Source organism: Arthrobacter sp. UYEF3 (assembly GCF_040546245.1).
GTDB lineage: Bacteria > Actinomycetota > Actinomycetes > Actinomycetales > Micrococcaceae > Arthrobacter.
The window spans coordinates 133,048-157,139 of record NZ_JBEPNK010000003.1; the positions used below are offsets into that span (position 1 = coordinate 133,048).

Here is a 24,092-nt window from a genome sequence, read left to right on the forward strand (position 1 = left end):
AGCTGTGCCCATCCTGAATAAAGACACGACCTTGTGCATCTCGCTCTCGGCCCGGCCGAGCAACAACGGGACCCGCTTTCACAACCACCTCTATGACCAGCTGGGCCTGAACTGGATCTACAAGGCCTTTGCCCCCACCGACCTGGCCCGGGCAATCGCCGGGGTGCGGGGGCTGGGTATCCGCGGCTGTGCGGTGTCCATGCCCTATAAGGAGGAGGTCATCGCATTGGTTGACGTTATGGACCCGTCGGCGAAAGCCATCGATTCGGTCAACACAATAGTGAACGACGGCGGTACGCTCACCGCCTACAACACCGACTACACCGCGATCGAGCAGCTGCTGCAGCGCAATGCCGTGCCGACGGCGTACTCCGTGTGCCTCATGGGCTCCGGCGGCATGGCCAAGGCCACGGCAGCCGCGCTTCGCGACGCAGGATTCAGGGACGTCACCATCGTTGCCCGCAACGAGGCAGCCGGGAAACCGCTCGCGGACCTTTACGGGTTCAGATGGAGCGCGGGGCTTCCGACGGCGGAAGCTCGCGGCGCCTCGGACATGATTATCAACGTGACGCCGATTGGCATGGCGGGAGGCCCGGACGTCGACGCGCTGTCCTTCCCGCAGGAGGCGGTGGACGCCGCGAAGGTGGTGTTCGACGTCGTGGCGCTGCCCGCCGAGACGCCCCTGATCCGGGCGGCCCGGGCGGCCGGCAAACAGGTCATCACAGGCGCCGAGGTCGCCACGATCCAAGCCCTCGAACAGTTCGTGCTCTACACCGGCGTCCGGCCCACGGACGAGCAGGTCCGGGCCGCCGAGGAGTTCATGCGGGCGCAATAGCGCGGGCAGCAAGCCCGACGAGATCCTAGACCGGCTGCACCGCGATGGCCACCCGCTCTTCGCCGATCCGGGTGAGGACCAGCGTGGCCGTCTTTTTGGCGGGGTTCCTGGCGCTCCTGCTGCCGGGGAGCAGCTGCTTGCGCAGTTCTTCCGGCGTGACCGAGATGCCGCGCTTCTTGATGTCGAGGACGCCGATGCCGTTGTCCTTGACCCACGCCTTCAGCGACTTGACGTTGAACGGCATCACATCGAGTACCTTGTACGCCCGGGCGAAGGGGGTGTCGAGCAGCTCCGGAGCGCAGATGTAGGCGATGTGTTCGTCCAGCAGGTGCCCGTCAAGCTGGAGGGCGACGTCGGCGACCAGTCCCGCCCGGATCACGGCGCCGTCGGGCTCGTAGAGGTAGCCTTCCGCCGCGCCTATCGGGGCTATCGGCCCGGCGCCGAAGTCCTCAGCGCTGGTGAGTTCCGCGGCGCCGTGCGGGCCCAGGAGCAGCGCGGCGCGGCGGATTCCGGGCCGGCGGACAGCGTTGAACCACAGCGCCACCTCGGTGACGTCGCCGCCCACCGAGACCCACTGCGCCTCGCATTCCGCCGGCACCGAGGCGTGCGGCATGCCTGGGCCCATCTTCACGCCCACGGCGCGGCCGGCTGCGGCCAAAGATTCCACGAAGGACAGCGGAGGGGAAAAATCCTCCGGGTCCCAGAGGCGTTTGGTTCCGGAGCTGGAGGTGGTGCGGCGGGCCGGGTCGAGCCAGACGCCGTCGATCCCGTCCAGCGCAACAGTTGCGGCATCGGCATGGACCACGGCTGCGTTCCGGAAGGGGATCAGGTTCATGGTGGCGCAGGCGGCAGTGGTTTCGTCCAGTTCCACGGCGGTGACACTGATGTCCAGGGAGGCCAGCGCCATCGCGTCGGCGCCCAGCCCGCAGCCCAGATCCGCCACGTGGGCAATCCCGGCCGCAGCGAACCGCTGCGCATGCCGCGCGGCCACGGTGAGCCGCGTGGCCTGCTCCAGGCCGGCCCGGGTGAAGATCATCTGCCGGGCGAATTCGCCGAACTTAGCCTCAGCCTTGGTCCGCAGCCGGGACTGCGTGAGGACGGCTGACACCAGCTCAGCGGAATGGCCGGCTTTGCGCAGCGAGGCATTGAGCCGGAAGGCCTCTTCCTCGCGGTAGGGCCCCAGCGACGCCAGCAGCTCCCAGCCCTCCGGATTGAGCAGCGGGGCGATCTGGTCCTGCGTAGTCTCAGCCATGCCATCAAGCGTAGTTCAGGCACCGGACGCGCGCCGTGCCCGATAGGCTGGATGGCATGGATGACAGGCGCACCGACGACTTCGGCACGGCAGGGACCCGGGAACACCGGGACAAAGAATTTCCGGCCAGCCGGGGGCTGGCCCGCTTCGCCCGGCCGGCGCTGATCGCCGGCAGTGTCCTCGCCATTGTCTGCGTGGCGTTGCTGGTGATCATCTTCTTCCTCGATTCGTTTAATGCGACCGTGTATTCCGTGGGCGGCAAAGACGTGAAGGACGCCACCGATGAGGCGCGGGCCATCCGTGACACCTACGCCGGCGCCCGGTTGGGCGGCATCGTCTTCCTGGTCCTCGGTGCAGCGGCCGCGCTGGCCGGGGGATTCGTCATGTACCGCGAACGGAATGCGTCTGACCGGGACGAAGAAGACGACGACGGCCTGGACTGGGACTACGAGGACCTCGCGGGGGGCTAACCGGCCGCCACACCCCGTCCGGGGCCGCCGTCGGACGTTCACCCGGGGATGAACTTCTGGCACTCGCCTTGACCGAGTGCTAACTCCTTACATAGAGTCGTCATTAGCACTCTCCCTAGGAGGGTGCTAACACCCCGAAGCTTTATCAGCCAGGCTGCTGCCGGCACCGCGACGACGGTCTGTATGCCTTGGCCACACAGCTTTAATGTCCACGAATTTGCTGACGAAAAGGAGAGGTCATTGTCGGTCTCTATTAAGCCTCTTGAGGATCGTATTGTTGTCCGCCCGCTCGAAGCCGAGCAGACCACGGCTTCCGGCCTGGTCATCCCGGACTCCGCGCAGGAGAAGCCGCAGGAAGGCGAAGTCGTTGCAGTAGGCCCCGGCCGCTTCGAAGATGGCAACCGCGTTCCTGTTGACGTAGCCGTCGGCGACGTCGTCATCTACTCCAAGTACGGCGGAACCGAAGTCAAGACCGGCGGCAACGAGTACCTCGTACTGTCCGCCCGCGACGTTCTGGCGATCGTCGTAAAGTAACTCCCTTGGACCCCGCGCCGCCGCTCCTTCGCTTAGAACGGACGGCTGCGCGGGGTTCTGTCTTGAAAGGACAAAACCATGGCAAAGCAGCTCGCGTTTAACGACGCTGCCCGCCGGTCGCTCGAAGCCGGCATCGATAAGCTCGCCAACACGGTCAAGGTGACGCTCGGCCCGCGCGGCCGCAACGTCGTGCTGGACAAGAAGTGGGGCGCCCCCACGATCACCAACGACGGTGTCACCATTGCCCGTGAAGTCGAGCTGGACGACCCGTACGAAAACCTTGGCGCGCAGCTTGCCAAGGAGGTCGCCACCAAGACCAACGACGTCGCCGGCGACGGTACCACCACCGCCACCGTGCTCGCCCAGGCCCTGGTCAAGGAAGGCCTGCGCAACGTGGCGGCCGGCGCTGCCCCGGGACAGATCAAGCGCGGCATCGAGGTTTCGGTTGAGGCCATCGCCGCCCGCCTGCTCGAAAATGCCCGCCCGGTCGAAGGCGACCAGGTCGCCAACGTCGCTGCGATCTCCGCGCAGAGCGACGAGATCGGCGAGCTGCTGGCCGAGGCGTTCGGCAAGGTCGGCAAGGATGGTGTGATCACCATTGAGGAGTCCTCCACCACGCAGACCGAACTGGTCCTCACCGAGGGCATGCAGTTCGACAAGGGCTACCTGTCCCCGTACTTCGTCACCGACGCTGAACGCCAGGAAGCGGTGCTCGAGGACGCTTTGATCCTGATCAACCAGGGCAAGATCTCCTCGGTCCAGGACTTCCTGCCGCTGCTGGAGAAGGCGCTGCAGAGCTCCAAGCCGCTCTTCATCATTGCTGAAGATGTCGACGGCGAGGCCCTCTCCACGCTGATCGTCAACCGCATCCGCGGCACCCTGAACGTCGTGGCCGTCAAGGCACCGGGCTTCGGCGACCGCCGCAAGGCCATGCTGCAGGACATTGCGACCCTCACGGGCGCCCAGGTTGTCTCCCCGGAACTGGGTCTCAGCCTGGACACCGTTGGACTTGAGGTGCTGGGCACCGCCCGCCGCATCACCGTGACGAAGGACAACACAACCATCGTCGACGGCGCCGGTTCGGCAGAGGACGTCGCGGCCCGGGTTGCCCAGCTGCGTGCCGAGCTGACCCGCACCGACTCCGACTGGGACAAGGAAAAGCTGCAGGAACGCCTGGCCAAGCTGGCCGGCGGCATCGGCGTGATCAAGGTCGGCGCAGCCACCGAGGTCGAGCTGAAGGAAAAGAAGCACCGCATCGAGGACGCCGTGTCCTCGACCCGCGCTGCCCTGGAAGAGGGCATCGTGGCCGGCGGCGGCTCCGCTCTCATCCACGCCCTCAAGGCGCTCGATGAGGATCCCGCCGTCCAGGCGCTCGAAGGTGACGCGGCTGCTGCTGTCGGCATCGTCCGCCGGGCACTGACCCAGCCGCTGCGCTGGATCGCCCAGAACGCGGGCTTCGACGGTTACGTCGTCGTCGCCAAGGTGGCCGAATCCGCCAACAACCAGGGCTTCAACGCCAAGACCGGCGAGTACGAAGACCTGATCGCTGCCGGCGTGATCGACCCCGTCAAGGTGACGCGTGCGGCCCTCCGCAACGCAGCGTCCATCGCGGCTCTGGTACTCACCACCGAAACCCTCGTGGTGGAGAAGCCGGCCGACGAAAATGAACACGCAGGGCACCAGCACTAAGCCTTCGCGCAACAAGGACCGGGTCAGCGTCAGCTGGTCCGGTCCTTTTTGTCTGCGGTCTTTGTCTGCGGCCTCTGTCTGCCGACGTTTTGTCTGCGGCGCTCTGACTCAGGCGTTCTGCCTTCCCGGCGGCGGTTTCGCTCAGCGGCTCTTCGGCTGTGCCCTCCGCCGCAGCCGAAGGGCCGCGTCACGCGGCAGGCGTCTGGTGATCACACGGTAATACAACAACACCGCCACCGCCGAGACCACGATCCCGATCAGGTTCACAAAGAGCTGGAGCGCGGAGCCCGCGGCCTTTTGATACTCGCCCAGCACCAGTGCCACCGCCACGTAGCCTGCCGCGGGGACCGTGGTCACCGAGATAAAGACGCCGATCAGGGCGGCCGACCGCCTGCTGATCACGGACAACATTCCGGCCGTACCGGCCAGCAAGGCGACGATCAGGGAGTAGGGCCCCGGATGGTAGATGAACTCCACTGCCGAGCCGCGGTCCAGGGCATCGGCGGGAAAGAGCCCGAGCGGGACGGAGAGCCAGGCGGTGAGGGCGGCCGCCAGCATGGCGACGGGAAACCCCACGCCGAGGGCCAGGGCCGCGCCGCGTCCCAGCCGCCACTGGCGCCGCACCAGCGCCACGGCCAGGGCAGCGAGCGGCCCGAACTCGGGACCCACCGCCATCGCTCCGACGATCGCGATGGGCGAGTCCGTGACAATCCCGATGGCGGCGAGCTGGGTGGCCAGGACCAGAAACACGAGGTAGCTCCACGTCAGCCTTGAGTCTTCCCCGGTCTGCCGTGACACCTCATCCCAGATCATGGCGTCTGCGCCTTCGCCGGGGGCCGCAGCCACCGCCCGGTCCGCGCGGTCGGAGAGCATCAGCTCCGGCGTCGTGACCGAAATGGATCCGACTTCCTGGACCTTCAGGGCGTGGAGTTTCTCGATCAGCGACTCGACGGATTCCCTCGCCATGAACAGCAGGATGACGTCTCCCGGCGGGACCACCTGGGCGCCCGGGTGCAGCGCCACCTCGGCCACGCCGGGCTCGCCGGAGCAGCATTCCAGGACGGCGCCCGAGAGCTCGGCCGGGACACTTATTCGCAGCTGCACGATCACTTGCGGCCTCCTTCGACTCGTATCAGACTAGCGGCGCCGGCAGGAGGGGCCTCCGCCGGCGCCGGCTCCGGGAACGCGCCCGTCGATTGGCACGAAACATTACGGCTCGGTAACATTGATGCTTTGAAAGCCGGCCTGAGGGGTCCGAAGTATCGAATCCGCGAATCACAGCAAGCCCTAGCCCGGCGGCGTCGGGTTCTGCTGCGAGCCGCAAATCTGGCTACCGGCCGGAGGTTCAGGGCCTGCGCGCGCTCGCCGTCCTCATGGTAGTGACTTACCATGTGTGGCTCGGCCGGGTCTCCGGCGGCGTGGATATCTTCCTGCTCATCTCCGCCTTCCTGATGACCCTAAGCTTCGCCCGGAAGGTGGAATGCGGGAAGCCGCTCCGCCTCGTGAGCTACTGGCTGCACCTGCTCAAACGGTTGCTGCCCGCCGTCATGGTGGTGGTTATGGGCCTACTGCTCGGCACCTGGGCTGTCCTGCCGCAGAGCCGCTGGCCGGATATCCTTGACCAGGCCTGGGCCTCCCTGCTGTACCGGCAGAACTGGCTGCTCGCGGATACCGCCGTCGACTATTACGCGCAGGACCATTCGGGCGCCAGCCCGCTGCAGCACTTCTGGTCGCTGTCCATCCAGGGTCAGGTTTTCCTGCTCTGGCCGCTGGTCTTCGCCGGTGCCGCCGTGTTGCGCACCGCGCTGCGGCGCTGGACCGCGCTGGATGAGCGGCTGCTGAACCACCGGCTGTTCCTGGCCTTGGCGTTCGGTGCGATTTTAGCCGCCTCGCTGGCCTACTCGATCGACGAGACCGCCAGCAATCAGGCCTACGCGTACTTCGATACCCGGGCGCGGCTCTGGGAATTCGCCCTGGGCTCGCTCCTGGCGCTGGCCCTGCCCTACCTCAAACCGGGCAAGGTGCTGCGCGTCGTGCTGGGCTGGGCGGGCCTGGCAGCGATGCTCTCCTGCGGGCTGCTGCTGAGCGTGGACAGTTCCTTCCCCGGTTTCATCGCCCTGTGGCCTACCCTCGCCGCGGCCTGCATCATCGTGGCCGGGCGGAGCGGCAGCCGCTTCGGAGTGGACCGGTTCCTGACATGGCGGCCGCTGGTCGCCCTCGGTGACAACTCCTACGCCCTGTATCTCTGGCACTGGCCGCTGCTGGTGCTCACTCTCGCCGGGTTGGGCCTGAGCAAACCGAACCTGTGGCAGGGGCTCGCCATTGTCGCCGCGTCCGTGCTGCTGGCCGTGCTCACCACGCGCTTCGTGGAGAAGCCGTTGCGCCAATGGCACTGGCCGCAGCGCGGGGCCTGGCACACCGCCGTCGTCATCGCCGCCTGCGGTGCCCTGCTGGCCGGCCCGGTCACGCTCTGGCAGAGCCACATGGTGGCCGACGAGGCCGCTGCCGCGTCCCAGCCCAGGGAATTGACGCCCGGCGCCGCCGCCCTGGCACCGGAGAACGCCGGCAAGCCGACACCTGACGCCAGGATCATCCCGGCCCCGGGTGCCATGAAGAACGAATGGGCCGATATTGACGGGCTATGCACGGACGGCAACGTGCCCGGCAACCCGCTGCTGGCCGGCTGCCTGCAGAACAGCCGGCCGGACCCGGTCGCCAAGAGAATCGTGGTGCTCGGCGACTCCCATGCCCAGCAGTACATGGCCGCGCTGGGCCCCATCGCCAAGAGCCGCGGCTGGGAAGTGGTCACCCTACTCAAGGGCAACTGCCGCTTCGGCGGGGAATCCGGCGAACGCAACGCGGACTGCAACGCGTTCAATAGGGCCAGCGCCGACTACGTCCTGGAGCACGAGCCGGACGCCGTCTTCACCGTCGCTTCGCTCACCCTCAAGGACGCCCCGTACGAAACCGAGGTGCCGCAGTACCTTGAAGGCATTAAACCGTTCACCGACGCCGGGATAGAGGTGGTCGGCATCCGCGACAACCCGCGCTTTAACATAAACATGCCCGAGTGCGTCCAGAAAAAGGGCGCCCGCGCGGCTGACTGCAACGTGCCGCTCCAGGAGTCCCTGGCCGAGGCCTCGCCGCTGGACGATTACCGCGGCAAGGTTCCCGGGCTCCACCTCATGGACCTGAGCGATTTCATCTGCGCCGACCGGAACTGCCCCGCCGTCGTCGGGAATGTCTACGTCTACAAGGACGACAACCACTTGACCAAGACCTACGTGCAAAGCATGGCCCCGATGTTCGAGGAGCGCCTGCTCGCCGCCACCGGCTGGAAGTGACGCCCGCGGCGCCGCCCGCCGGATGTCCTTGCTCACATTCGCCGCCCGGAATATGGGGATCGCCGCCAAGGTTCTACTATTTACTCAACACTTCTGCACAGGCCATGCCCGTAATGACGGGCTGGTCATCTGCTGCAATCCCTACCCGTGAACCCGGAAACCCAAGGTAAGAGGCGCACTCATGACCCAGCCCGAACATGATCCTTTCGGCTTCATCGGCCTGACCTACGACGACGTCCTGCTCCTGCCCGGACACACCAACGTGATCCCCTCCGAGGCGGACACCTCCTCCCGGATCTCCAAGCGCATCACCGTCAACACGCCGCTGCTTTCCGCCGCGATGGACACCGTTACCGAGTCCCGGATGGCCATCGCGATGGCCCGCCAGGGCGGCCTCGGCGTCGTGCACCGTAACCTCTCGATTGCCGACCAGGCCGACCAGGTGGACCGGGTCAAGCGCAGCGAATCCGGCATGATCACCAACCCGCTCACCATCGGCCCCGAGGCTACCCTCGCCGAACTGGACGAGATCTGCTCGCATTTCCGCGTCTCCGGCCTGCCGGTCGTGGACGAGGGCATGCGCCTGCTCGGGATCGTCACCAACCGTGACACCCGCTTCGTGCCGGAGGCGGACTTCCCGATCCGGCTGGTCAGCGACGTCATGACCAAGATGCCGCTGGTTACCGGGCACGTCGGTATCAGCCGCGAGGAGGCCTCGCACAAGCTGGCCACGAACAAGATCGAGAAGCTTCCGCTGGTTGACGAGCAGGGCCGGCTCAAGGGCCTCATCACTACCAAGGACTTCACCAAAGCCGAACAGTACCCGCTGGCCACCAAGGACGAGGCGGGCCGGCTGCGCGTCGGTGCGGCGATCGGGTTCTTCGGCGACGGCTGGGAGCGCGCCATGACCCTGGTCGACGCCGGCGTCGACGCCCTCTTCGTGGACACCGCCAACGGCCACTCGCAGGGCGTCCTGGACATGATCCGCCGGTTGAAGTCCGATCCGGTCACCGCGCACGTGGACATCATCGGCGGCCAGGCCGCCACCCGCGAAGGCGCGCAGGCGTTGATCGACGCCGGCGCCGACGGCATCAAGGTCGGCGTGGGCCCGGGGTCCATCTGCACCACCCGCGTGGTGGCCGGCGTCGGCGTCCCGCAGATTACCGCCATCTACGAGTCCGCCAAGGCGGCCATCCCCGCCGGGGTGCCGCTGATCGCCGACGGCGGCCTGCAGTACTCGGGCGACATCGGCAAGGCCCTGGTCGCGGGCGCCGACACCGTCATGCTCGGTTCCCTGCTGGCCGGCTGCGACGAGTCCCCGGGCGACCTGATCTTTGTCAACGGCAAGCAGTTCAAGCTGTACCGCGGGATGGGATCGCTCGGCGCCATGCAGACCCGCGGGAAGAACACCTCCTACTCCAAGGACCGCTACTTCCAGGCCGATGTCTCCGGCGACGACAAGCTGATCCCGGAAGGCATCGAAGGTCGCGTCGCCTACCGCGGCCCGCTGGCCTCGGTGGCCTACCAGCTGGTCGGCGGACTCCGCCAGACCATGTTCTACACCGGAGCCCCGACAATCCCCGAGCTGAAGGCCCGCGGCAAGTTCGTCCGGATCACCGCGGCCGGCTTGAAGGAATCGCATCCGCACGACATCCAAATGACGGTGGAGGCGCCGAACTACGGCTCGCGCTAAGCGGAAATGACCGAATTGCGGCCGGCCCGGGCGCCAAGCCGAAAGCTCGCGCTAAGGCCATACGCCCGGGCCGTCTCGCAGGTGCTGCGGGTCAGCTTCCGGGCCTCGCCCGTCGCCGTCGCGATGAAGGTTGTGGGCTCGCTGATCTCGGCGCTGCTGCCGCTGGTCACCACCTACTTCGCCGCGCTGACCACGACGGCGCTGGCGGCGGCCTACGCGGGCAACGGGGAGGCAGGGCGGCAGGCCATCGTCTACGTCGTCATCACCGCGGCGCTCGGGCTCTTCTGGGGCGCGTTCGGCAGCGTAGACCGCTACATTCAGCAGCTCATGAGCTTCCGGGTCGGCGCGATCGTGGGGGACTTGATGTACGAGCGGTTCCTCGCCCTCGACTTCTGGCGCTATGACGACAAGGAGACGGTGGATCTTTACGACCGGGCCAAGCGTTTCTCCGATTCCTACGCCCGGGTCCTGGACCGGATCGCCGCCATCTTCACCCAGTTGGTCTCGGTGCTCCTGGCGATCGGCGCGCTGTTGCTGGTGAGTTGGTGGATCGCCGTGATTGTCCTGGTCGCGATCGTGCCCAGCGTCTACCTGCAGTTCAGGCTCTCCCGGGAACAGATCGCGCACTGGAATACCCAGATCGATTCGCGCCGGCAGCGCCGGATGATCGAAACCAACCTGCTGCGGCCGCAGCACATCGCGGAGATGCGGCTCTACGGGATTGTCGGCTACCTGATGGGGCTCCGTTCCCGGCTCCGGGACGCGGATGAGAAGCGCCGGCTGGATTTCCAGAAACGCTATATCCCGAAGCAACTCGCCGCCGATGCGCTGCAATACGGCGCCGAGGTGGTCTCGCTGATCTGGGTGGTGGGCCGGATCATTGCCCGGGCCCAGCCGGTGGGCCAGTTCCTCTACGTCCAGCAGATCGTCAGCCGCGCCCTTTCCACCGCCAACAGCCTGGTCTCGTCGCTCAGTTCCATCGACGAGGACTTGGCAAACCTCAAGGACTACGAGCTGTTCATGGCGCTGCCGGTGCACTCCGAGCATGCCCCGCCCCTGCCCGGGGCGCCCCGGACCGTTGAGCTGCGGGACCTCCGGTTCACTTACACCGGCAGCGAACTGGAAGTCATCAAGGGTATCTCGCTGACCATCCGGCAGGGCCAACACATCGCCATCGTGGGGGAGAACGGCGCCGGCAAGTCCACCCTGATTCGGATTCTTGCCGGGCTCTACCGCCCGGATTCCGGGCAGGTACTGCTCGACGGCGTCGACCTTGCCGCCGTCGACGTGAAGTCCTGGCACCGCCACCTGGCGGTGCTCAGCCAGGAGTTCCTCAAGTACGAGTTCGCCACCGCAGCCGAGAATGTCTTCTTCGGCGACGTTGACGCGCCCCGTGATGACGTACGGATCCGACGGGCCGCGGCCGATGCGGAGGCTCTCGAGTTCATCAACAAACTGCCCAACGGCATGGACAACCACGTCAGCAACTGGATGGAGGATCCCCGCGGCCGGAAGGGCAGCGGGCTCTCCGGCGGCCAGTGGCAGCGCCTGGCGATGGCCAGGAATTTCTACCGCGGCGCGTCCTTCATGGTGATGGACGAGCCGACGTCGGCGATCGACGCCCTGGCCGAGCACCGGATCTTCACCCGGCTCTTCGCGGCCCGCAGCAGCACGATGATCGCCATCAGCCACCGCCTAGCGACGATCGAGAAGGCGGACATCGTCTACATGCTGGAGGACGGCCGGATCGTCGAGCAGGGCACCCACAAGGAACTCGTGGCCCTGCGCGGCCGCTACTTCCGGATGTTCGAATCGCAGCTGACGGTGGAGGAATCCGAAGGGGTCTGAGCTGCGTCAGCCATCCGGAGCCAGGTCGCAGACGGTGGTCAGTACCCGTGCCAGGCCGGGCTGCGCAGGGACGCTGCTGAAGCCGAACGTCACCGGTGGCCGGACGGCTGTCAAAACGCCTGCACTCTGCCCCGCCCAGCTGACGTCGGCATGGCTGATGCGGTGGACGTCGGTTACACCGTACGACTCATGTCTTCCGCCGCCTGCAGTTCCCGAGGTCCTGGCGCCCGGGCTGAGGAGGCCGGCCAGCGGGCTGACCGCCCGTAGCCACCCGGGGCGCACCGCAAGGGATCGCGGGACGGCGCGGAGGGCTAAACCGAGGGCAGTCCGGCCACCCGTCCGGGCGTTGACCGTCAATGGTCCGGCGTCCACGACGAGTGTCCCCGGCTCCAGCGAAACGTCCACGTTGATCACCCGCACCTCGTCGAACGTGTAGGTCGTGGCCACGAAGTCGGCCACTTCTGGAGTGGGTGCGAGCAGGATCCGTTGCGTGGAGGGCAGCTGCACCATGACGTCGGCGAACGGCCCGAACGGGGACGCCTGCCAGACCCCGATCACGGCCCTGAGCCCGGACAGCGTTCCGATGCCTGCGATGTGGCCGTCGAAAATCCAGCGGTTGCCCACCCCCACCATCCCCACCAGCCCCCTAACCTCGCAAGCTTGGCCAGGGAACCCCGCTGGCGTGGACTCACTTTAGCCCGTCTATGGCGGCCGCCCGGGGCGGTGTCGTACTGGGATAACCTAGAGCAGTGACTTACGAGATTGAGATTGGCCGCGGCAAGCGTGGGCGTCGTGCCTACTCCCTGGACGACATTGCGATCGTCCCTAACCGGCGTACTCGCGACCCAAAGGACGTATCCGTCTCCTGGCAGATTGATGCCTACAAGTTTGACATGCCTGTCATCGCGGCGCCGATGGATTCGGCGATGTCGCCGGAAACTGTCATCGCGCTGGGCCGGCTCGGCGGCCTGGGCGTCCTCGACCTCGAAGGCCTGTGGACCCGCTACGAGGACCCGCAGCCGGTACTGGACCAGATTGCCGCCCTCGAAAACGAAACCAACAGCCCGGCCGTCACGCGCCGCATGCAGGAGCTCTATAAGGCCCCGATCCAGCCCGAACTCATCACCTCCCGGCTGGCAGAGATCCGCGCCGCGGGCGTAACTGTTGCCGGCTCCCTGACCCCGCAGCGTACCCAGGAGCACTACAAGACAGTATTGGCGGCCGGCGTCGACATCTTTGTTATCCGCGGCACCACGGTCTCGGCAGAGCACGTCTCCAAGGACCATGAGCCGCTGAACCTGAAGCAGTTCATCTACGAACTCGATGTTCCCGTGATCGTCGGCGGGGCGGCGGGCTACACCCCGGCACTGCACCTGATGCGCACCGGCGCCGCAGGCGTGCTCGTCGGGTTCGGCGGCGGCGCCACCACCACCACCCGCCGCGCCCTGGGCATCCATTCGCCGATGGCCTCCGCCATCTCCGACGTCGCGGCCGCCCGCCGGGACTACATGGACGAGTCCGGCGGACGCTATGTGCACGTGATCGCCGACGGCGGCATGGGATCCTCGGGCGACATCGTCAAGGCCATCGCGATGGGCGCCGACGCCGTCATGCTTGGCAGCGCCCTGGCCCGCGCCGAGGAAGCGCCCGGCAAGGGCTGGCACTGGGGCCAGGAAGCCCACCACCTCGAACTTCCCCGCGGCGACAGGGTTAACGTGGGCGTCGTCGGGCCGCTCGAGGAGGTCCTGTTCGGCCCGGGCCACCACACCAATGGCACCTCCAACCTGATCGGCGCGCTGCGCCGTTCCATGGCGACCACGGGCTATTCGGACCTGAAGGAATTCCAGCGCGTCGACGTCGTCGTCTCGCCCTACGACGGCAACTGAACCGCGCGGCGGCGGTGCCTGAGCCCTGCCCATCTGGAGAACTTGGAAGTAGTGTGGTGGACTACGAGGTTTGATCCGGATGGAGGCGCGAGATGAACAGTTTTCCTGGTGGGGCTCCCTTGGCGGGCGGCGCATTGGGGCCAGCGGAACGCGAAGCGTCGCTCGCTGCCCTCAAAGCCAGCACGGAACCCGGCAAGGAGATCGACATCCTGATCGTCGGCGGCGGCATCGTCGGCGCCGGGGCCGCCCTGGACGCAGTGACCCGCGGCCTGAGTGTGGCCATTGTGGAGGCCAACGACTGGGCGGCAGGCACTTCGTCGCGGTCCTCGAAGCTCATCCACGGCGGCCTGCGCTACCTGGAGATGCTGGACTTCGCGCTGGTCAAGGAGGCGCTCCACGAGCGCGGACTGATTCTTTCCGTCCTGGCACCGCACCTCGCCAGGCCGGTGCCGTTCCTGTACCCGCTCACCAAGCGCTTCGTGGAACGGCCCTACATCGGCGCCGGAATCGCCCTCTACGACGCCATGTCCATTACCGGCGGTCACAGCCGGGGCGTTCCGTTCCACAAGCACCTGTCCCGCCGCGGCACCCTGCGGGCGGCGCCGAGCCTCAAGGATGATGCTTTCGTAGGATCCATCCGGTACTACGACGGCCAGGTCGACGACGCCAAATACGCCGCCAACCTGGTGCGCACGGCAGCCTACTACGGCGCGCATGCAGTGAACCAGATGGCGGTCGTGGATTTCATCCGCGAGGGCGAACGGGTCGTCGGCGCCAAGGTCGTCAACCATGAGGACGGCTCCAGCTTCAACATCCGGGCTAAGCAGGTCATCAATGCCACTGGCGTCTGGACCGACGAGACCCAGGCCATGGTCACGGACCGCGGCCAGCTCAAGGTGCGAGCTTCCAAGGGCATACACCTTGTGGTGCCGCGGGACCGCTTCCAGTCCACGGTTGGATTGATCCTGCGGACCGAAAAGTCTGTGCTGTTCGTGATTCCGTGGGGCCGGCACTGGATCATCGGCACCACCGACACCGACTGGCACCTGGACAAGGCGCACCCGGCGGCGTCCAGCAAGGACATCGACTACCTCCTCGAACACGTCAACAAGGTGCTGAAGCGGCCCCTGACGCGCGAGGACGTCGAGGGTGTTTACGCCGGTCTGCGCCCGCTGCTGGCGGGGGAGAACGATTCGACCGCCAAGTTGTCCCGCGAGCATGTGGTAGCCCACCCGGTTCCCGGCCTCGTTGTTGTGGCCGGGGGCAAATGGACCACCTACCGGGTCATGGCGAAGGACGCAGTTGACGAGGCGACGCGCAGCATGGACGAGCGCGTCCCGCCGTCCTGCACCGAGTCCATCCCGCTGCTGGGCGCCAGCGGGTTTAAGGCCGCGTGGAACAAACGCAACCGGATGGCGGAGGAAACCGGGGTGCACGTGGCGCGGATCGAACACCTGCTCAACCGGTACGGCTCGATGGCCCCGGAGGTGCTGGCGCTGATCAAGGAGAACCCCGAGCTGGCGGAGCCGTTGCCCGGTGCCGACGATTATCTTGGCGCCGAGGCGGTTTACGCGGCCAGGTTCGAGGGTGCCCGCCACGTCCAGGATGTGCTGACCCGACGGACCCGGATATCGATCGAGGCGTGGGACCGCGGTGTGTCCGCGGCGCCGGTGGTCGCTAAACTGATCGGTGAGGTTCTCGGCTGGAGTGACGCGCAGCGCGAGAGCGAAATCAAGCACTATCTGGCCCGGGTCGCCGCCGAACGGCTGAGCCAGGAGCAGCCGGACGACGAATCCGCGGACGCCGCACGCCTGGGTGTCGAGGACATCGTTCCGCTGCGCTGACCGGGGCGCCGAAGGGCGCACTACCGGCGCGAACCGACGCCACTTCGAAGGGACACCTCTTGGCGGAATCACTGGACCGGTACGATGCCGACCTCACCACGCCGCAGATGGTGATCCTGGAGCTTGATGCGGAGGACAAGTACGACGCCGCCGTGCAGCTCGCGCAGCGGATGTATGAGGCCGGCCGGATTTCCGACCTTGACGGGTTCCTCCGCCACGTCAACGCCCGCGAGCATCAAATGGCCACTGGCCTTCCCGGCGGGATCGGGCTGCCCCACGCCCGCAGCGAGTCTGTTGCCCGCACCTCGATCGCGGTAGGTGTCACGAAGTACGGCAGGGCGCTGGACTTTGGTGCGGCCGACGGGCCCGCCACCGTCGTACTGCTGATCGCGACACCGGCGAGTTCCTTCTCGGACCACCTCGAGGTGCTTGCCACCCTGGCACGCTCGCTGTCCAAGGAGTCGTTCCGGGAGTCCCTCCGCCGCGCCTACGATCCCGAGGTGATCGCCGAATTGATCAATTCCAGCCTGGTGTTCTTCGACCACTAGAGATCGGGGCAGGCCCCGCTCTAGGGAACCAACGCCCGTTTCGTTGTTCTACACGCGGACGAAGTACGGTTAAGGGGTGCTGAAAACCGCCCTTCAACCCCGCTGGATCGCAGGCCTCCTGCTTGCGCTCGTGATGTCGGGCGTCTTTGTGCTGCTGAGCCAGTGGCAGTTTGACCGTTCCGCACGCTCCGAGGCGCCGGTCTCCACCGGAACCGAGGAATCCCGCCCGCTCACCGCGGTGCTGAAGCCGGGAGAGTTCTTTGCCGGCTCGGTCGCGGACCAGGTTGTCACCGCGTCCGGCCACTATGATCCGCAGAAACAGGTCCTGGTGCCCGGCCGGCTTAACGACGGCGCCAAGGGCTTTTGGATCGTCTCCGCCTTCGCTGTCCAGGGCGCGCCCGCGCTGACCGGTGCCGGGGCCTCGCCGCAAACCTGGATTCCGGTGGCCCGCGGCTGGGTGGCCGATGCCGCGGACGCCCCGGCGCCGCCGTCGGGCGCAATTGTACTCACCGGACGCCTCATACCGTCCGAAGCGCCGGTGCCCAACACGGATGCCGGCTCCGGTCGCGCCAGCGCCGTCTCCGTCGCAGAACTCATCAACGTCTGGGACGTCAGCAGTTATCCCGGCTTTGTCGCAGCCAGTGCGGAGCGTTCCGCCGGCGTCGACGTGGCCGCCTCCGGTCCGGTTAAGCCGCTGAACATCGGTCCGCAGCCGCCCGCGCAGACGGTCAACTGGCTTAACCTGTTCTATGCCGCGGAGTGGGTGGTTTTTGCTGGCTTCGCGCTCTTCATCTGGTGGCGCCTGGTCAAGGACGACTACCGCCGGGGCCTCGAAGACGCCGAAGACGAAGCGGCGGCCATCCGAGCCTCCGCGGGCGGACCCCGGAACGCGGGTTCCCCCGAAACCGACCCGCATCCAACCAATCCGAGAGTGCAATCATGATCGAGCCCAGACCGGCCGTCCAGCCGCAGCAGCCCAGCGGAACGGGAAGGCCCGGCAGCAAGAAGCGCCGCTTCGGCGGCACCGAGGCGCAGATCCGCTCCGCCTTGAAGTTCTACAAGGTCCTCGCCTACCTCACGGGCTCCATGCTGCTCCTGCTCTGCTCGGAGCTGATCGCCCGTTACAGCTTCGGCCAGTACTTGTTCGCCGGCGGCACCAGCGCTGTCACCGGCCAACCGTTCGGCTTCGGTTTCGCCGACGCCGAGCCGCCGGGAGCCATCGGGGGAGTGAACGTCTCTGTCACGGTGCTGATCGTGCACGGCTGGATGTACGTCGTCTACCTCATCTCCAACTTCCGCCTCTGGACCCTGATGCGCTGGCCCTTCGCCAAGCTCATCATCCTGGCCCTGGGCGGCGTCGTGCCGTTCCTGTCCTTTTTCGTGGAGAAGAAGTTTCACGCCGAGGTGGAGGCGGAACTGGCCGCCAATCCGCAGGCGTCCCAGCGCTACTGATCCGCTCGCAGACAGCGGCGCACCGTCTTGTGAGTTCGCTTACGCGCAGCTTCTCTAGGTGCGGGCGACCGGCGCTGCCAAGTAAGCTGAGAGGGTGACCACTCCCACTGCATCCCAGACGTCCCACAGGCCCGTGCTGGTTGTTGACTACGGTGCCCAGTACGCGCAGCTGATTGCCCGCCGCGTCCGGGAAGCGAATGTGTATTCGGAAGTCGTTCCGCATACCTACAGCACCGAGCAGCTGCTGGCCAAGAACCCGGCCGCCATCATCCTCTCCGGCGGCCCCGCAAGTGTCTATGCGGACGGCGCCCCGAGCGTCGGCGCAGAACTGTTCGAGGCCGGCGTCCCGGTGTTCGGCATCTGCTACGGCTTCCAGGCCATGGCCAACGCGCTCGGCGGCAAGGTCGCGCAGACCGGGCTCCGCGAATACGGCGCCACCGAGACCACCGTCCTCGGCGAAGGCCGCTCCATCCTCGAAGGCATGCCGCAACACCAGAGCACCTGGATGAGCCACGGCGACTCCGTCCACGAGGCCCCGGAAGGCTTCGAGGTCCTCGCGACGACGGCGGGCGCCGACGTCGCCGCGTTCGCCAACGAGGAGAAATGCCTCTACGGCGTGCAGTGGCACCCCGAAGTGAAGCACTCGGCCTACGGCCAGCAGGTGTTGGAGAACTTCCTGTTCAAGGGCGCCAAGCTGGAACCGAACTGGACCACGGGCGACATCCTCGAGGAACAGATCGACCGGATCCGCGCGCAGGTCGGCGACTCCCGGGTGATCTGCGGACTCTCTGGCGGCGTCGACTCTGCCGTGGCAGCGGCCCTGGTGCAGCGCGCCGTCGGCGACCAGCTGACCTGTGTCTTCGTGGACCACGGCCTGCTGCGCGAAGGCGAAGCAGAGCAGGTGGAACGCGACTTCGTTGCCGCCACCGGCGTCAAGCTCTACGTCGCCAACGAACAGGAGCGCTTCCAGGCAGCGTTGGCCGGCGTCAGCGATCCGGAAACCAAGCGCAAGATTATCGGCCGGGAATTCATCCGCGCCTTTGAGGAAGCCGAGCACGCCATCATCGCCGAGGCCGCTGCGGACGGCGAAAAGATCAAGTTCCTGGTCCAAGGCACCCTGTACCCGGACGTCGTCGAATCCGGCGGCGGCGAAGGCTCGGCGAACATCAAGAGCCACCACAATGTGGGCGGACTGCCGGAAGACCTGCAGTTCGAACTCGTGGAACCACTGCGGGCACTGTTCAAGGACGAAGTCCGTGCCGTCGGCGCCCAGCTCGGCCTGCCGCAGGAGATCGTCGGCCGGCAGCCTTTCCCGGGCCCGGGCCTCGGCATCCGGATCGTCGGCGAGGTGACCAAGGAGCGGCTGGACCTGCTGCGCAAAGCCGACGCGATCGCGCGAGCCGAGCTGACCGCTGCCGGCCTCGACGATGAAGTCTGGCAGATGCCGGTGGTGCTGCTTGCCGACGTCCGCAGCGTCGGGGTGCAGGGCGACGGCCGCACCTACGGGCACCCCATCGTGCTGCGGCCGGTGTCCTCCGAGGACGCCATGACGGCGGACTGGTCCCGGCTGCCCTACGAGCTGCTGGCCCGGATCTCGAACCGGATCACCAACGAGGTGGATGGCGTCAACCGTGTGGTGCTGGACGTCACCAGCAAGCCGCCGGGAACCATCGAGTGGGAATAGCGTTGTGAATGGCCGGCCTCCTTGGAGGCCGGCCATTCTCTATTTCAGGTGCCGGGCGGCCGGCCTGCGATTTACCCCATGAATTTGGCGTCCGCCAGTGTTGCGGCCCCGCACCCGCGCCGGATTCGGGCTACCCTCGAAAGCATGCCGGTATGGTCCAGAGCGTCCCGCGCGAACGCAGAAACCGCGAGAGCAGAAAAGAAGGCAGCAGTGTCAGTAGGTCAAGGCCACCCCGAGGGCTCCGAGGAGCTCAGGAAATGGCTGTCGGGTCTTAAACCCGTCACCGGAGCAGACACCATGCTGCGCTTCACGAAAACTCCCGAGGGCTCCGTAGACCTGACCCACGCCCATCCTTCGGGCCTGGCGCAACTGATGGCCGGCCGCCGCACCCGTCTGTCGACCCTGATCCGCGACCGCCAGCAGTTCGTCGTCGCCGCCCGGGCCTCACGCAACCTTCGCTCCAAGATCTTCGAACTCGCCAACGACCGCGGCATCGACGCGGGCTACTTCTCGGCAGGAACCGTCGTCTGGACGTCTGCCGTCGGCGGCAAGCCGCAGCGCGTCTCCGCGCCGGTCATGCTCACCGCCATTTCCCTGACCGTCCGCCCCGGCGAAGACGATTACGAACTCCAGCTCACCGAGCAGGCCAGGATCAACCCAGCCTTGGTCCGGCACCTGAAGGCCATTCACGGGATCGTCTTCGACGTCAACGCCGTGACCCGGATGGCCTACAGTACGGCCCGGTACGATCCGCAGCCCGTCCTGGAGCGCCTTGGCACCCTGATCCAGCCGATCCACGGCGCCGAAATCGAGCACAACCTGCTGGTCTCGACCTTCGCCGACCTTTCCGGGAACCTGGATGACCCCTGGATCAACCCGAACAACCCGTTGGTGGCGGCGCTGGTGCGTTCCTCAACCGGCGAACCGGCGGACGTGCCCGTGCTCCAGGACGGAAGGTTCCCGAGCACGGATCAGCGGAGCCCGGCCGATGAGCTCCTCCTGCTCGACGCCGACACTGACCAGCAGTACGTCGTGGACGCGGTGCGTGCCGGCGATTCGCTCGTGGTGAGCAGCCCGCCCGGCACCGGCCAGACCCAGACCGCCATCAACACCATCGGCGCGCTGATTGACGAGGGCAAGAGCGTCCTGGTTATCGGCGATCGTCGGGCCAGCCTTGGTGAGCTCTCCGGTCACCTGGACACGCTGGGGCTCGAATCGGTGCTCGTCCCGCTTGCTGGCAGCTCCACGCCGCTGCAGCTCAAGGGCCAACTGGTCCGGGCGATTGTCCGCAACGAAAAGTCGCTCGAACCGCAGCTGAAGAACCTTCACTCCACGCTGACCGCGCACCGGCACGCGCTGATGGACCATGTGGCTTCCCTGCATAACGTCCGGCAGCGCTGGGGATGCTCTCCGTATGAGGCCATGCAGTCGCTCGCGGCGCTGACCGCGATCCACCCGGCGCCGGCCACGACTGTCCGGCTCAAGCGCAGCGTGCTGGACAGCATCCGGGACCGTGAGGAACTGGCGGGACGGCTCCGACGCGCGGCCGAACTGGGCAGTTTCAGCCGTGCGTCGACGATGAGCCCGTGGCATGGGGCCCGGCTCCTGACGCGTAAGGAGACCGAGGAGGCGCAGCAGGTGGCCTGCTCCGTCGCGGAGAAGCTCCCGCTGCTGCGCGAGCGGATGATCGGCGTCGCAGAGCACGCCGAGATCCGGCTCGGCGGGACCTTCACCGAGTGGGGTGACCAGATCGCGCTGCTGGTCGCGGTCCGCGAAAGCCTGGACAAGTTCACTCCCGACATTTTCGACCGGCCGGTCCATGACCTCATCTCGGCCACCGCCCCGTCCGCGTGGCGCCGGGAGCGGAATATCGACATGCCCTCCATGCAGCGTTCCCGGTTGCGCCGTGTCGCCAAGGAGTACGTCCGCCCCGGGGTGCACATCGCGGACCTCCACAGTTCGCTGGTGCTGGTCCAGGACCAGCGCGCCACGTGGGCGGAGTACGCCACCACCCAGCGCCACCCTGCCGTGCCTTCCGGACTGGCTGAGATCACCGCCATGTTCCGGGAACTGGAAGCGGAGCTGGACGAGCTCGGCGCGGCCGTCCGGCACACCCACGCCGGCGGAGCTGTCCGCGACACCCCTTACGACGAGCTGATGGACCGCCTCAACCGCCTCGTCGCGGATACCGGCACGCTCGAGACCTTGCCCGAGCGGACGCTGCTGGTGGAGAACATGCGCGAGCATGGCCTGGGCGAGCTGCTCGCCGACCTGGCCGAGCGCGAGGTGCCCGCCGAATCGGTGGCAGCGGAGCTTGAACTGGCCTGGTGGCAGTCGGCCCTGGAAGCCATGATCAGCGGCGACGACTATCTCGCCATGTCCGACGGCGACGCCCTCCGCCAGCTCGAGGCAGAGTACCGGCTCGCGGACAACGCGCACATCGCCAGCGGCGCTGCACGGCTGCGCTGGAAACTGGCTGAACGCTGGCGGGCCGCCCTCACCGAGCATCCCCGGCAGTCCGAGCTGCTACGCAGCCTACTTAAGGACGGGCGGGTAACGCCGGCGGCACTGACCGGGCAGTCACCCGAGCTCATCCCCATGCTGGTGCCGGTCTGGTCCGTCAGCCCCTATCTCCTGACCAGCCTCCTGCCGGCCGAACAGCGCTTCGATGCCGTGGTGATCCTCGATGCCGAGGCGACGTCGCTGCAGGCTGTGCTGCCCGCCGTCGCGCGTTCCCGCCAGGTCATAGCCTTCGGCGACGACCAGATTGCCAGCCCGCGCAGTTTCACCGTGGGGGTTGAGAGGCTCGCCGCCGGCGAGAGCTCGCACCAGCGCGTGGACAGTGCCTACCAGGCCCTGGCGGAGGTGCTGCCGGTCCGGAAACTGCGAACCGTGTACCGTGCCGTTGACGAAGACGTCGTGCGGCAGCTGAGCAAGGGGTTCTACGACGGCGAACTCCGACGACTGCCTGAGGGCCAGTCGGCGACCGGCCTGGAGCGCGCGCTGACGGTGGAATATTTGCCCGACGGGACAGGCCTGCCGAGCGCGGACCACGACGGCGTCGAGTCGGTCGTAGCCGAAGTGAACCGTGCGGTGGAGTTGGTCTTTGAGCACGCGAGACTTCGTCCCCGCACCTCGCTGGCGGTCGTCACAGGCAGCCTGCGCCACGCGGCCCGGATCGGCGAAGCCATCCGGCGGCAGCTGCCGGACCACCCCCTGCTGGGTAGTTTCTTCACCGCCGGCGAAGAATCGTTCCGGGTAGTGGATCTGGAACGGGCCCAGGGCCTGGTCCGCGACCGCGTGATCTTCTCTCCCGGCTACGGCCGCACACCGCACGGGCGTGCCCTTCACAACCTCGGACCGCTGTCCGCCGAGGGCGGCCGCGCCCGGTTCGCCCTCGCGATGACCCGGGCACGGCGCTCACTGCACGTGCTGAGCTGCTTCCGACCCGAGGATCTGGACGTCACCCGCCTGAGCCACGGTGCGGTGGACTTCTACGAACTCCTGGACCGTGAAATCGCCGGCAACTCCGATCTGGGCAGCCCGGCCTCCCGTGCCGCGGCCAGCGAACAGGCCCTCGGCGCTGATCCGCTGGTGGCCGACCTGGGCGACCGCCTTCGTGCACGCGGGGCGCGGGTCTGGCATCAGTACGACGGTGTCCTGGATATGGTGGCCGCGGCCGACCCGATGCACACGATCGGCCAGGACGACGCCGAAGTCCCCAGCCCGGTCGCCATCGAGTCTGACGGTACGGATCGATACCGGCGGATGACAGTGCGTGAGCGCAGCCGGCTCCGCCCGCAACTGCTGGAACGCATGGGCTGGCGGTACATGCCACTATGGACCATAGAGGTATTCACGGATCCCTCGGTGTGCGCAGACCGAATCGGCGGATATCTCGGCCTGGAGAAGCCGGTGGCTCCGAGTCGGCTCGGCACCTCGCCAGGCTTTTCCGACGATATCGAGAACATGAGCGTGGGAGACGGACAGGGAATCTACGCGTCCGCCGCGGAGCGAGGATAAGCGGCGGATAAGGCCCGTGGGCAGGATTGAGCGATTCGCAGCAAGGAGGTCGGCGGCATGAACGCAGACGGCGACATGGATGAGAACACCGCGCGGCGCGGAAGTAAACGCCGCGCTGAAGACCTAGGGAGTGCTCAGGGGGCTGCCTCACAGGCTGCCCCCGGCGTACATGCGACGGCCGAGGACGCGCAACGCGATCCGCAGCAGCAAAAACCGAAGCACGGGCCTGCTGCGCGCGCCGCCGGACCCGGGGGAGTGCTGCCCAACAAGGCGGCAGAAGACGATCCACGCCGCTGGGGCGACCGGACCGGAAGCTACGACCACGACGCCTGGCTGCAGGAGCAGAAGCCTCCGCACTGGGGCTGAATCCGCACAGGGGCTGAATCCGCACAGGCGGCCCGGCCGCCCGGCCGCCCGGCCGTCATCCGCCTAGCCTGGCCGCGCGCCCACCAAGACAAAGAACAGCTTGCCCTGCGTTGATGCGCCCGCGAGTCTCCCGGCTTGGACCGGGTCGGCCGCCACCACCATCAGGCCGTCCGTCTCCCCGGCGTCGGGCCACTGGCCGGCCCGGCTTCCGTGCGCGGAGGTCCACAGGACCGGAACCGCGGAGGCGAGTACCTGGGACGACGCGGCCTGGTCGTAGCCGTTGCCGCTGGTCATCACCACGTTGACAAGCTGGCCGGGAGAGAGCAGCTGGATGGACGCAGGGTCAGCCATGCGGAGCGGCACGGCGGCGGCCCCGGGCGGGCTGCCGGCCAGCAGTCCCGGTCCGACGAGTTGGGAATCCGAGAACAGCTGGCCCTTGCGCAGGGCCACGGCGAGCTGTTTACCCTCTAACGCCGCGTGGCCGAGGGAACCGCCGGGAAGCACCCCAGGCGGGACCTCGACGGAAGCGAGGTCGACGGCCGCCAGTACTCTGCCGGCCGGGAGATCCTGGGCCGCTGCCCAGGTTGGCACGGTCGCCTCGGGTGCCGGCGTCAGTTGCTGCAC

General features: G+C 67.2%; 19 protein-coding genes. 15 read left to right on the forward strand and 4 right to left on the reverse strand.

Annotated elements, in window-relative coordinates:
• The first annotated feature begins 4 nt into the window (after positions 1-4).
• Positions 5-835: a shikimate 5-dehydrogenase gene (locus tag ABIB14_RS03215; RefSeq protein ID WP_354234034.1), complete on the forward strand. Its 831-nt coding sequence runs from the start codon at positions 5-7 to the stop codon at positions 833-835.
• A gap of 25 nt (positions 836-860) precedes the next feature.
• Here the strand turns inward: ABIB14_RS03215 and ABIB14_RS03220 are convergent, their stop codons facing one another.
• On the reverse strand, positions 861-2,087 hold the full coding sequence (locus ABIB14_RS03220) for a THUMP-like domain-containing protein (protein WP_354234035.1): 1,227 nt from the start codon (positions 2,085-2,087) through the stop codon (positions 861-863).
• Positions 2,088-2,143: 56 nt separating this feature from the next.
• Between ABIB14_RS03220 and ABIB14_RS03225 the strand changes: the two genes are divergently transcribed.
• From ABIB14_RS03225 to groL, 3 genes are all read left to right on the forward strand, one after another.
• On the forward strand, positions 2,144-2,557 hold the full coding sequence (locus ABIB14_RS03225) for a hypothetical protein (protein WP_354234036.1): 414 nt from the start codon (positions 2,144-2,146) through the stop codon (positions 2,555-2,557).
• Between the two features lie 240 nt (positions 2,558-2,797).
• Positions 2,798-3,091, forward strand: a complete 294-nt coding sequence (groES, locus tag ABIB14_RS03230) for a co-chaperone GroES (protein WP_056344177.1) — start codon at positions 2,798-2,800, stop codon at positions 3,089-3,091.
• Positions 3,092-3,169: 78 nt separating this feature from the next.
• Positions 3,170-4,780, forward strand: a complete 1,611-nt coding sequence (groL, locus tag ABIB14_RS03235) for a chaperonin GroEL (protein WP_354234038.1) — start codon at positions 3,170-3,172, stop codon at positions 4,778-4,780.
• A 141-nt stretch (positions 4,781-4,921) separates the two neighbouring features.
• Here the strand turns inward: groL and ABIB14_RS03240 are convergent, their stop codons facing one another.
• Positions 4,922-5,890: a DUF389 domain-containing protein gene (locus tag ABIB14_RS03240; protein WP_354234039.1), complete on the reverse strand. Its 969-nt coding sequence runs from the start codon at positions 5,888-5,890 to the stop codon at positions 4,922-4,924.
• A 263-nt stretch (positions 5,891-6,153) separates the two neighbouring features.
• Between ABIB14_RS03240 and ABIB14_RS03245 the strand changes: the two genes are divergently transcribed.
• The 3 genes from ABIB14_RS03245 (at position 6,154) to ABIB14_RS03255 (ending at position 11,665) form a co-directional block, all read left to right on the forward strand.
• Complete coding sequence (locus ABIB14_RS03245; protein ID WP_502909593.1) at positions 6,154-8,124, forward strand: acyltransferase family protein; 1,971 nt, start codon at positions 6,154-6,156, stop codon at positions 8,122-8,124.
• A gap of 181 nt (positions 8,125-8,305) precedes the next feature.
• A complete protein-coding gene (guaB, locus tag ABIB14_RS03250; RefSeq protein WP_354234040.1) occupies positions 8,306-9,817 on the forward strand; it encodes an IMP dehydrogenase in 1,512 nt (503 codons plus the stop codon).
• Positions 9,818-9,823: 6 nt separating this feature from the next.
• Complete coding sequence (locus ABIB14_RS03255; protein WP_354234041.1) at positions 9,824-11,665, forward strand: ABC transporter ATP-binding protein; 1,842 nt, start codon at positions 9,824-9,826, stop codon at positions 11,663-11,665.
• A gap of 6 nt (positions 11,666-11,671) precedes the next feature.
• Here the strand turns inward: ABIB14_RS03255 and ABIB14_RS03260 are convergent, their stop codons facing one another.
• Entirely contained in the window at positions 11,672-12,289 is a 618-nt protein-coding gene (locus ABIB14_RS03260; protein ID WP_354234042.1) for a hypothetical protein, read from the reverse strand.
• A gap of 125 nt (positions 12,290-12,414) precedes the next feature.
• Here ABIB14_RS03260 and ABIB14_RS03265 point away from each other — a divergent pair, with 125 nt between their 5' ends.
• The 8 genes from ABIB14_RS03265 to ABIB14_RS18725 all read left to right on the forward strand — a co-directional run bounded on the left by ABIB14_RS03265 (position 12,415) and on the right by ABIB14_RS18725 (position 23,468).
• A complete protein-coding gene (locus ABIB14_RS03265) occupies positions 12,415-13,551 on the forward strand; it encodes a GuaB3 family IMP dehydrogenase-related protein (RefSeq protein WP_354234044.1) in 1,137 nt (378 codons plus the stop codon).
• Positions 13,552-13,643: 92 nt separating this feature from the next.
• Positions 13,644-15,395 carry a glycerol-3-phosphate dehydrogenase/oxidase gene (locus ABIB14_RS03270; RefSeq protein WP_354234045.1) on the forward strand — a complete coding sequence of 584 codons (1,752 nt, stop codon included), beginning with the start codon at positions 13,644-13,646 and terminating at the stop codon, positions 15,393-15,395.
• Between the two features lie 59 nt (positions 15,396-15,454).
• Positions 15,455-15,943 carry a PTS sugar transporter subunit IIA gene (locus ABIB14_RS03275; RefSeq protein ID WP_354234046.1) on the forward strand — a complete coding sequence of 163 codons (489 nt, stop codon included), beginning with the start codon at positions 15,455-15,457 and terminating at the stop codon, positions 15,941-15,943.
• A gap of 76 nt (positions 15,944-16,019) precedes the next feature.
• Complete coding sequence (locus ABIB14_RS03280) at positions 16,020-16,886, forward strand: SURF1 family protein (protein WP_354234047.1); 867 nt, start codon at positions 16,020-16,022, stop codon at positions 16,884-16,886.
• On the forward strand, positions 16,883-17,395 hold the full coding sequence (locus ABIB14_RS03285) for a DUF3817 domain-containing protein (RefSeq protein WP_354234049.1): 513 nt from the start codon (positions 16,883-16,885) through the stop codon (positions 17,393-17,395). Before ABIB14_RS03280 ends, ABIB14_RS03285 begins: the two co-directional genes overlap by 4 nt.
• 94 nt (positions 17,396-17,489) lie before the next feature.
• Positions 17,490-19,079 (forward strand): glutamine-hydrolyzing GMP synthase, encoded by a 1,590-nt coding sequence (gene guaA / locus ABIB14_RS03290; RefSeq protein WP_354234050.1) that lies wholly within the window; start codon positions 17,490-17,492, stop codon positions 19,077-19,079.
• Between the two features lie 210 nt (positions 19,080-19,289).
• Positions 19,290-23,102, forward strand: a complete 3,813-nt coding sequence (locus ABIB14_RS03295; protein WP_502909594.1) for an AAA family ATPase — start codon at positions 19,290-19,292, stop codon at positions 23,100-23,102.
• Positions 23,103-23,159: 57 nt separating this feature from the next.
• Entirely contained in the window at positions 23,160-23,468 is a 309-nt protein-coding gene (locus ABIB14_RS18725; RefSeq protein ID WP_502909595.1) for a hypothetical protein, read from the forward strand.
• A gap of 63 nt (positions 23,469-23,531) precedes the next feature.
• On the opposite strand, the gene ABIB14_RS03300 is transcribed toward ABIB14_RS18725, so the two are convergent.
• Positions 23,532-24,059 carry an RcpC/CpaB family pilus assembly protein gene (locus ABIB14_RS03300; RefSeq protein ID WP_354234051.1) on the reverse strand — a complete coding sequence of 176 codons (528 nt, stop codon included), beginning with the start codon at positions 24,057-24,059 and terminating at the stop codon, positions 23,532-23,534.
• Positions 24,060-24,092: the final 33 nt, after the last annotated feature.